The following is a 10080-nucleotide window of genomic DNA, read 5'->3' on the forward strand; positions in this document are numbered from 1 at the left end:
AACGACATCTATGCCTGGCAGGATTCCTCGGGGTTATACCGTGTAGTGTTCGATGCGGACGAGGAGGGCAAGGATCGCGGTCTTGAAAGTATGCCCGTTCGTCTTGCTAAACCTTACGGTGGGGATATGTATGGCTTCCATTTCCCACTGATACAGGGAACAGAGGTGGCAATAGCGTTTCGTGAGGGGGATCCTGACCAGCCTTATATTGCTCATGCGCTGCATGATTCGCGTCATGTTGATCACGTCACCGAAAAAAACAGTACCCGCAACGTTATCCGCACGGCTGGCCTGAATAAGTTGCGCATGGAGGATAAGCGTGGTGAGGAGCATATCAAGCTCAGTACGGAGTATGGGGGTAAGACGCAGCTGAATCTGGGGCACAATGTCGATGCGCGGCGTGAGCTTCGTGGCGAAGGGGCGGAACTCCGGACCGACAAGCATATTGCGATTCGGGGCGGAGCAGGGGTGTTTATCTCTGCAGATAAACAGCCAAAATCCCAGGGCAGTATGCTGGATATGAATACAGCAGTTGCAGAACTGCAGAGCGCGCTTCAGATGGTCACTGCGCTTGCACAGAGTGCTCAAACATCTGGTGCGCTTGAGTCTGATGCACCATCCCAACAAAAATTAGCGGAAGCGCTGAATCAGTTAAAAGATGCCGGAATTCTGCTTTCTGCGCCCGCAGGCATAGCCGCAGCAACGGCGCGCAATATTCAGCTCTCTGCAGGCCAAAGCTTAACGGCAACAGCAGGTAAAAATGTCGATATGAGCATTGTTAAGCGTTTCACTGTGGCCGCAGGTGAAGCAATCAGTCTTTTTGCCCACAGGATGGGGTTAAAAGTATATGCAGCAAAAGGCGATGTCGACATTCAGGCACAAACCGATGCCATGCGCCTTCAGGCAAACAAAAATTTGGCGGTAAACAGCATCAGTGGGGAAATCATCCTCAATGCTGGTCAGGGCATTACCCTGACCAGCAAGGGTGGTGCCTATATAAAGATTAAAGACGGGTCCGTAGAAATAGGTGCTCCTTCGAGGATATCCCTCAACAGTGGAGATATTGCCTGGGGGGGGAGTGCCTCACTTGAATCAGCACTTTCCCCCGTTCCCGTCAGCGACCCACAGTTTACGAACACAATGAACGGTCGCTTCCGTGTACTGGATCAGTCCACACAAAAGCCTAAAGCCTATATACCCTACCGAATTGAAAGCGCAGACGGACAAATCCTGCGTGGCGTGACGGACGAGCAGGGATATACGGAAGCGCATTACGGCCTGAACCCGGCCGCGATAACATTGCATTACGAATAAAGGGATTTTAACTAATGAGCGCGAAACACTCTCCCGCGGCTGAAAATGCACTGAGCAAAGAAGACGGTAACACTGTTAATGCACATCACACCTCCTGCCAGTGTTATTTCCGACCGGAAACCACAGAAGTCATTTTCCTGAGTGAATCTGAATCAGGCGAGTTTGATGATTTAACCAGCAAACTCAGTGAGCTGATGGACAGGCTTGAGAAGGCGCGGGTCCGTCATTCAGCGGCGATTGAGGATTATTATAAAAAGCGCAATGACGTAGTCAGTCAGGATGCGCTACCGACCTATTTCGATGCGGTCGTGTCGACGGAAATGGAGACTGAAAAAGCGACAGAGGCGCTGCAGAAAGAGGTGGGGGAGTTTGATGAGCAGGCGGGTTATGCCGGTCTCGTTGAACTCATTCCTCTTGAGCCTCTGAAGAAGGGCATCTACGGGCGATTCTACTGTTACATGAAGAAAACCGACTATGAGGCTTTCTCGGGCAGGATGACTGTCATCAGCCTGAACAACATGGGGGCGGAGGAGTTTTACCAGCGTGATAAGGACGGCAACGTCATTGCGATCAGCACGAAAGCGATACGGGAACGTTTTCAGAAGGTCAGAGAGTCGCTCACGCAAATGTCCTCAGGAAAAACCTCCTTCGGTGCGGACGGAACGTATGAGACCAGCCTGACTGAGTGGGCAGAGGCCTGGAACGGGAAGGATGGCTATGCTGCACAGGGGCGCGTTATAGATGTCTCCGCAGGCGCACAGTTTCTTCGTTTTTCCTCGAACGCGGGTGCGCAGCTTGACTGGAACCCGAAAGAAAATGCGGGAAGCATCAGCGGCGAGGCTGAGGCAACGGTGACGCTTGCAGAGGCGCATGTGCAGGCCACCTTTTATCAGCCGGACCGCGGCGGGTGGCAGCTGAAATTTATCATCAACGAAGAAAATAAAGAGGCGAACCTGGGCGTACTTCGGTCAAGGATTGATACGGGGCTGACGGGATTTGCGGGCGCCTCGGCGAGGATAGAGGGCAACCTGCAATTTGTGGTGAGTGACGGACAGCAGAAGCTGATGGGTGTCCGCGCGCCATACTCCCGCTTTGCACAGCGTCAGAAAGGGGTAATGGTCGATACGGAAAAGGAGACATCTGCCGCGACGTCGGTCAAGGCAGAGTTGTTTGCCGGTGTTTCCGCAGGCGGGACCTTTGGCGGCGCGCTGCAGTGGCTAAAGCCGTTTGAGTCTCTGGTGGACCACCTGCCGGATATGTTGCGCACGTTTGGCATGGAGGCGTCGATACCAGACACTAAGGTGCTGGATAAAGTACTGAGTATCAGCCCTAAATCTGCGGCGTCTGCCCTGAGCGTGGGTAAGTTCACCGATTTTGCCGCATTCATTGCAGGGGGTGAGATACAGGCTGGGCTGGGCGGATCTGGGGAGTACGAGTTCTGGTTCGAAGACGGGAAGTTTAAATTCCGGATATCCGGCGGGGTTTGCCTGGGCATCGGAGCTAAAGGCTCCGCGCAAGGAGAAGTTAAACCACATCAGTTTACCGAGTTTGCAGTGTGGGCGGTTTACCAGCTGTACGGGATGGATTACCGGCATTTTAAGGTGTTTGCTAAGGATGCCTTTAAGACGCTGACTTATATTATTTTAATGGGCGGGGAGAAAATCTATCTGAATTATTTCAATAAAATGAAGACTTCGTATGATTCAGTATTAACAGACTTTAAAGATTTCATGAGTTTGATAAAAGATAATGCCAGTGGTGTGGTTGAGGCGTCCAGTCAGCGGAATCAGTTTGCCCGGTCCATTAATGATAACAGTTCCAGCGTTTACTATTTCACACCGGAAGGAAAAGGTATTGCCCTTTACCTTTTGATACAGAGTGGTGCGTATGACCGTATCGACCCTGATAATCATAAATTAGCCTCTCTAGTTGATAACACAGAAAACGGGCTGTTCCCTGTACCAGATACGGGGCATGAGCGTAAAAAAGCAGTATTGTCGATTTTAAGCAGCATCCAGACCCGGCGAGAATGGGTCGAGGTACTGATAAGGATGACGGATGACGGGGAGAAAGTCCCGGGGGCTTCATCTTCAGCGCTGGCACAGGCCCGACTGATAAAACGTCAGGAGGCATTGATACGAACATTTCTGCAGATTGGGATCAACCAGGACCAGCGGCTGAATGACCTGATTCAAAAGCTGGAGCTGCAGGATTTCCGAGAAGTGTATCGCCGCTTAAAGGAAAAACCGGCTTTTGGCTACCCGTTTGCGCCCAACTGCACGAAGCAGTACGCCCTGTACTGCGAAGATAATCCCTGGTACGCCTCGCTCTGTCATGTGACACCGCAGAGTGCCATCACAAAACATAACCTTGAGCCGGCCCGAAAATGAAACGGAACTTAGCTGTTTTCCTCCTAATACTCCTTTCAGGGTGTGACGAAAAAAAGGTGACCACTCCGGCCCTGACGTCAGAACAGAAGACAGAGCTGGATGTATTTCTCAGTCGCGTCAGAGCTGACATGGTCTACATGCCGGGAGGGACGTTTCTGATGGGAGACTTTTGCTCGGAAATGCGTAATGGAGGGGCTTATTGCACGAGTGATAAGAATAATAAGCCGGCTCACATGGTGGAGCTGTCTGCCTATTCGGTTTCAAAATATAAGATCAGTCATGAAGACTACGCATCATATCTGAGGTTATCTGGCAGCCCCCCTCAAAATTATAATAATGAAGTGCGTGATACGATACTTTCGGAGATGACAGTATTAGATAACAGCCCTGCAATAATTAACTGGCGCGAGGCGGATACGTATTGCCGGTGGTTAAAGAAGAGCACAGGTTTAAATTTCTCGCTCCCGACGGAAGCACAGTGGGAGTATGCCGCGAGAAACCGGGGGAAGTACGTCAGTATCGCAACGGATGACGGTACGCTGCGTTATAACCGAAAAACGGAACGTGGTGAGAACTTTGCGACGGATGAAGATCGTGAGATAGCTGCCCAGCCGTACAGAATCGACTCACCACTTATCCGCCTGCCAGTAGATAAGTACCCACCTTCACCGGCAGGCCTGTATGGCATGGCAGAGAATGGCAGAGAGTGGGTCATAGACTGGTATGACCCGGGCTGGTACGGAAAATCTCCGGTCAAAGATCCTCATGGCCCGGAGTCCGGCGTGATTAAAGATGAGGAGACAGGGCAATACTGGAAGGTGCTGCGCGGAGCCATTCGTCCAGCACCAGGCCGTCCGTCCGGCCTTACGTTCAGCCGCAGTTATGACATCCCGGAACCGGGTTATCCTGCGGGCAATACGGCTCGCTGTGTGGTGAATGAGCCGGAGCCTTTGAATTAGCCTCTGTGGTTTCAAAAATCAATAAACCCAAATTATGCAGGACTGAACCTGGTGCAGCCCGACATGCCCCTGTACTGCGAAGATAATCCCTGGTACGCCTCGCTCTGTCATGTGACACCACAGAGTGCCATTACAAAACATAACCTTGAGCCGGCCCGAAAATGAAACGGAACTCAGCTGTTTTCCTCCTGATACTCCTTTCAGGATGTGATGAAAAAAAGGTGGCCACTCCGGTCCTGACGGCAGAACAGAAGACAGAGCTGGATGTATTTCTCAGTCGCGTCAGAGCGGACATGGTCTACATGTCGGCAGGGACGTTTCTGATGGGGGACTTTTGTTCAGAAATGCGAAATGGCGGGGCGTACTGCACGGGTGATAAGAGCAATAAACCGGCACACATGGTGGAGCTGTCTGCCTATTCGATTTCAAAATATAAAATCAGTCATGAAGAGTACGCATTGTATCTGAGGTTATCTGGCAGCCCTCCGCAAAATTATAATAATGAAGTGCGTGATACGATGCTTTCGGAGATGACGGTATTAGATAACAGCCCTGCAATAATTAACTGGCGCGAGGCGGATACGTATTGCCGGTGGCTGAAAAGCCAGACAGGGTTAAATTTTTCGCTCCCGACGGAAGCGCAGTGGGAATATGCCGCGAGAAATCGGGGGAAGTACGTCAGTATCGCAACGGATGACGGTTTCCTGCGCGTCAACAGAGACACAGAGTTTGGGGAGAATTTTGGTACTTATGAAGATCGGGAACTTGCAGCCCGGCCATTTGGAATCGACCCGGGGATTCTTAGTTTACCTGTCGATAAATATCCCCCGTCTCCCGCAGGCCTTTATGGTATGGCGGATAATGGCAGAGAGTGGGTCATTGACTGGTATGACCCGGGCTGGTATGCAAAATCTCCGGTCAAAGACCCCAACGGCCCGGAGTCCGGGGTGATTAAAGATGAAGAGACAGGGCAATACTGGAAAGTGCTTCGCGGCGCCATCCTGCCAGCACCAGGCCGTCCGTCCGGCCTTACGTTCAGCCGCAGTTATGACATCCCGGAACCGGGGTATCCTGCCGGCAATACGGCCCGGTGCGTGGTGAATGCATCTGAACCGCTGAATTAATCAAAATGCTCAGTGGGTATTAGTTAATCTGGTTAAGATTAAATGAAGATATTCTATTAAGTTTCTCTTCATCCTAACTCCTAGAGTAATGAATTTCCTTTCATTTTTAATTGATGCTGCCTATCTATTAATGTGGCTTTCTTATGTCGGAATGTAAAAATAATGAGTGATGCTGAAATGCATGATTCTCTTTTGAAGTTAAAGAAAGAGTTGCTGGCTTTGAATTGCGCCATTAATGTTCCATTTAATGTTATTTCTGAAGGGGATGAATTGGTCGCCTCGTGGAAAGTAGTCGATGCCCAAGCGATTGAGCTTTTTGATATGGAGGGATTAAAAAACAGTTTGAACTGAGATTGATTTTTGACGTGGCTAAAAAAAGTGCGTTACACAGAAAAATCGACAGACATTAACTGGGATGCGCAATTAAAAAGATTTATTAAGAAAAAAGAAGTGCGTTTGGGAAGTCGTAAGGAATTCAGTCAGGGAGCTTCATGGGAGATCAAAGAGGACGGTTCATTTGTCAGCAGTATGCTTACAAATTCAGAGTACGAGGCATTAAAAAACCGATTTTTAAGGTTGTGCAGAATTCAGGATGGAATCTGAAACTAAGTGCAACAGATAAGGTGGAGTATCACATTTTCACCATTCTGATTGCGGTAGTGGTGATCTGCGGTTTGGTGATTTTTCTGTTCTAAGGAGAGAAATGAGTGAAAGGAGTGATTCGTATCGGGGATACCCTGTCCGGTGGAGGCGCTGTCCTGCAGGGCAGTTCCGAGGTGAGGTTCCAGGGCAAGGCTGTTTCCTGTGCAGGAGACATGGTGGTGTGCTCTGCTCATGGCAGGACGACCATTGCAGAAGGAGATGAGGTGGCAAAAATTAACGGTAAACCTGTTGCACTTCAGGGGCACCGCTGTGGTTGTGGCTGCACCTTAATCTCCTCGTTACCTATTGCCGGAAGGCGTCAGTAATGCCTGTTGAACTGGATAAAATTCCGCCCAAACGGCAGCTACCAGAGGCTCCTTCATTATTGCGATGGATCCCGGTCATTGCACTCATCACGTTGAGTGGAGTGATGCTTTCTCTCTGGCTCTGGCCCAGGGATATGCCTACAACATCTGTCTGGTTCTGGTTTTGCACCCTGGCAATACCTCTCTCTGCTGGATTTGCATGTTTCGGTTTCCGGTTAAAGGCTTATGAAAATGAAAGGGATCGTGCCTGTTACTGGAACCAGCTTCATCAGCAGCAGCATGACCGGTATGTCGAGCAGGGACAGCGCGCTATGGGTGTATTGGGCCACTCTTTTATAACCTCCTACGGTTGCAACAAACTGAGCTCCGTTCTACTGACTCATGGCAGCATGCTGCAATCGCAATACAGTCCAACACTTCAGCGAGCGGTCACAACCGCACGACTGTCAGACTGGATGCCGGATGTCCCAATACAGACCTTAGAAAAAAGGCTGGCTGGCTATTTAAATGATGTGCTTCTCATGCTGAAAGAAGAGTTGTCAGCTGTCTCAGATGACAAGATTTCTGTGCGTATTCAACACGATGGTGTACTGAATGATTCGCATGTCGGGCGGATCTGGCAGAGCATAATTTCATCCACTCATATTTTTGACCTGCCTGAGATTAGCACCGGGGATGCTGGGTTTATGTGGGTGGATCCCTGGCTTGACCGGCGTGAGTCAGCCGTCATGTTATCGGTTGAAATCAATCTGTTTCAGACGCTGCGTGACCGCCAGTCTGAGTCTGTATCCGCGCTATTACTGGCAACACCTGAATGGTTATCCAGATACAACGCAAAATCCGGGGTGCTGATCCATCGTCCGGTTATTGCAACAGACCAGGTCAGTTCACTGGAGGATGTGCTGCGCTGGGGGAAACTATCCCATAACGAACCACACACACTCTGGCGGTCAGGTGTGAGTCAAACGTCGCTACAGCGTGTTATCCAGCAGGCTACAGGTCTGGGATATGTTCCTGGAAATAAAGCGAGTTACGACATTGACGATCTGTTTGGCAGGCCGGGAGCGGCGACAGGGAATATCTCTTTAATCTGTGCCTGTGAACAGGCTGCATTGTCAGGAAACCCGCAGTGGGTAATGGTTGAAGGTAATAATGCCCATCAATTAATTGTGCGTAAATCAGAAAGCTGAAGGAACGCTGTGTGATTAAAAATAAACGTATAAGTACCTGGGGTATCATCACCGTTATATTCATAATAAGTGCCGGACTCATCTGGTCAGATAATCCATTTTTACAACTCAGCGATCGTGAACAGAAACTTTATGCGTCATTAATCACTGCTGTGGTGTGTCTGCTTATATTGCTGATGGATGAGCTGCTCATCGAGGCGTGGCTCTGGCTGGTATCACGAACTTTCCTGCGGCGATTAATAACGCTCACAGGAACCAAAACAGAACAGACAGATCTTGCGCCTGATAACGACCGCTATCTGGACACGTTAAAGCAGTGCAGACTTCATTTGCGTATAAATCAAGGCCTCCGCTGGCGGCACAATGTTCGCGTCATTCTCATCACCGGTAGTGTTGCGGATGTTGAGTCTCTGATCCCCGGACTTCCGACTCAGCTCTGGCAGGAAGACAGTGGTACACTTTTATTCTGGGGTGGAGACCCTGCGGAGCACATTAATAACACCTGGTTTATGATGCTCAGGGGCTTTAGCCGACGCCCGGCGGATTTAATAGTTCACGTTACAACTGCCAGAGACCCGTTTGTGGCAAGCAGTCACGACGTCCCGGGGTCCCTACCGTCAGCAATGAATATCGACGCTACTGTTCGGGGGATCGCAGCCCGTTATGATGCTCTGGGCTGGCATCTTCCGCTGTTCATCTGGTCGTTGCATCCTCTCGGCGGTGAGCAGCAGGGGCGTATTAACCAGGCTCTGGGTTGTCAGTGGCCTGAAACCAGCAATGCAGACGCGCTGCTGGCTGAACTCACCGAGCGACTCACCTCACAGGGTATTCAGCAGACGGCAGGAAATCCGGCGCATCACTTTCTTCTCAGCCTGGCAGACCAGCTCAGCCGTTATCCCGGCTCTGCTACTGCGATGGTTTCTGCCTTTCTGAGCCCACGCCGCCCACTCCCGCTCGCTGGCCTTGTTTTCAGTGCCCCTTCTGGAAAAATTGAGGGCGGCGTACCGCACCGATGGATAGGCGATAACCGCTGGGATGCGCTGCCTGCGTCTTCAAATGAACTGCCTGCCCATCTTCGCCCGCTCCGCTCTGGCCTGCACTGGAGCCGGATTTCCGCTGCTGCTGCCTGTGCGCTAGTTGTTCTGTGGGGAGCCGGAATGCTGGTCTCTTTCGCCGCCAGTCGCAGCGTTATCAGTGATGCCGTTACGGTGGCTGAAAACGCGTCAGACAGCAGTCAGTCTTTTAAACAGCGGCTTGCTGCACTGGGCGTGTTTCAAAACACTATCGGACAATTACAGTATCGGCAGGAGCATGGTATGCCCTGGTACAGCCGCCTCGGACTGAGCCAGAACGAAGAACTGCTGTCTGCCCTTTGGCCGCGTTACCGTGAGGCAGCACAGCCTCTGCTGCGCGATGCCGCAGCCCTACAGCTCACTGACGCACTGAAAGCCTATGCGGCACTCCCGCCCGACAGCCCGCTGCGCGAAACGCAGTCAAAGCAGGCCTACACGCAGCTCAGGCTGTATCTGATGCTGACACGCCCTGAACGTATGGATGCCGGCTGGTTCAGCCAGGCGCTGATGCAGAACTGGGTGCAGCGGCAGGGTCTGGATGACGCGTACTGGCAGGGCGCCGGGAGTCCGCTGCTGGCTTTCTATGCAGAGAATCTCATCTCTCACCCCGAATGGGCGCTGAAAGCAGACCCGGAACTTGTCAGGCAGGTGCGCACGCTGCTGGTACGTCAGATGGGGGTGACCAACAGCGAAACCCGCCAGTATCAGCGTGTGCTCTCACAGGTCGCCCGACAGTATGCGGATATGCGCCTGGCCGATATGACCGGCGATACGGATGCGGGTCGCCTGTTTACCACCGATGAAGTTGTGCCCGGCATGTTCACCCGTCAGGCCTGGGAAGATGGCGTTAAACCCGCGATTGAAAAAGTAGCGCGGGAGCGGCGTGAGGAGATGGACTGGGTACTCAGTGATGTACCGCCGCCCGCCGGTGATGCATCCTCACCCGAAGCGCTGGAAGCGCGGCTCACCAGCCGTTACTTCTCTGACTACAGCGCCGCCTGGCTGAACTTCCTCAACAGCCTGCGCCTGCAGCCTGCCCCGACGCTTTCCGACGCAATTGAC

The 10080-nt window shown here is 51.7% G+C and carries 8 protein-coding genes; all 8 read left to right on the forward strand.

Annotated elements, in window-relative coordinates; all coding sequences use genetic code 11:
- Nucleotides 1–1314, forward strand: a 1314-nt coding sequence (locus VI01_RS23680) for a type VI secretion system Vgr family protein (RefSeq protein ID WP_045816893.1), incomplete at its 5' end; no start/stop codon positions are given.
- 14 nt (nt 1315–1328) lie between these two features.
- Nucleotides 1329–3704: a hypothetical protein gene (locus VI01_RS23685; protein WP_045816894.1), complete on the forward strand. Its 2376-nt coding sequence runs from the start codon at nt 1329–1331 to the stop codon at nt 3702–3704.
- On the forward strand, nt 3701–4663 hold the full coding sequence (locus VI01_RS23690) for an SUMF1/EgtB/PvdO family nonheme iron enzyme (RefSeq protein WP_045816895.1): 963 nt from the start codon (nt 3701–3703) through the stop codon (nt 4661–4663). Before VI01_RS23685 ends, VI01_RS23690 begins: the two co-directional genes overlap by 4 nt.
- Before the next feature lie 161 nt (nt 4664–4824).
- Nucleotides 4825–5787 (forward strand): SUMF1/EgtB/PvdO family nonheme iron enzyme, encoded by a 963-nt coding sequence (locus VI01_RS23695; protein WP_045816896.1) that lies wholly within the window; start codon nt 4825–4827, stop codon nt 5785–5787.
- Between the two features lie 162 nt (nt 5788–5949).
- Nucleotides 5950–6138 carry a hypothetical protein gene (locus VI01_RS25505; protein WP_156149398.1) on the forward strand — a complete coding sequence of 63 codons (189 nt, stop codon included), beginning with the start codon at nt 5950–5952 and terminating at the stop codon, nt 6136–6138.
- Between the two features lie 356 nt (nt 6139–6494).
- Nucleotides 6495–6755: a PAAR domain-containing protein gene (locus VI01_RS23705; protein ID WP_045816898.1), complete on the forward strand. Its 261-nt coding sequence runs from the start codon at nt 6495–6497 to the stop codon at nt 6753–6755.
- Entirely contained in the window at nt 6755–7945 is a 1191-nt protein-coding gene (locus VI01_RS23710; RefSeq protein WP_045816899.1) for a hypothetical protein, read from the forward strand. Before VI01_RS23705 ends, VI01_RS23710 begins: the two co-directional genes overlap by 1 nt.
- Nucleotides 7946–8568: 623 nt before the next feature.
- Nucleotides 8569–10080 (forward strand): ImcF-related family protein (locus tag VI01_RS23715; protein ID WP_197079622.1); only part of this gene is annotated, 1512 nt, incomplete at its 3' end.

The sequence above is a fragment of the Pantoea sp. SM3 genome, from assembly GCF_000963995.1.
Taxonomy (GTDB): Bacteria; Pseudomonadota; Gammaproteobacteria; order Enterobacterales; family Enterobacteriaceae; genus Pantoea; species Pantoea rwandensis_B.